The organism is Christiangramia aestuarii, from assembly GCF_009735585.1.
GTDB classification, from domain to species: domain Bacteria; phylum Bacteroidota; class Bacteroidia; order Flavobacteriales; family Flavobacteriaceae; genus Christiangramia; species Christiangramia aestuarii.
The window spans coordinates 1-429 of record NZ_VJVW01000103.1 but is presented as its reverse complement, the minus strand read 5'-3'; the positions used below and the strand labels follow the sequence as shown (position 1 = coordinate 429).

1 protein-coding gene is annotated in these 429 nt (G+C 69.0%); it reads right to left on the bottom strand.

Annotated features, from left to right (window positions below):
- Positions 1-429: helix-turn-helix transcriptional regulator (locus FLP08_RS17105; protein ID WP_156278128.1), on the bottom strand; the 429-nt coding region annotated here is incomplete at both ends.

Here is a 429-nt window from a genome sequence, read left to right as displayed (position 1 = left end):
CACCGGCGTCTCGCCGACCCAGCGCTTCAACGCGCGATAGAAGGTGCTCGGCTCGGAAAACCCGGTGCGTTCGACGATCACTTCGATGCGCTCGTCGGTCTTCAGCAGCAGTTCCTTGGCCAGTCGGCAGCGGTAGTCGGTGACCAGATCGTTGAAGCGCACCCCGGCCATCGCCAGGCGTTCGCGCAGACGTCGGGCCGGCATGCCGAGGCGCGCGGCGACCTGCTCCAGGGTGGCGCCTCCGTCCACCAGCAACTCGCCGATCAGTTCGCGGACCTGGCGCACCAGGTCCAGGCGCTCCACCTCGGCCAGTTGCCGGCGCGCCAGCGACTCGTGCATGCGCAGCAGTTCCGGGGCGGCGTGGCGCGAGGGTTTGTCCAGCACCGCGGCATCGAATACCAGCGCGTAGCGCGGCATGCCGAGGATCGT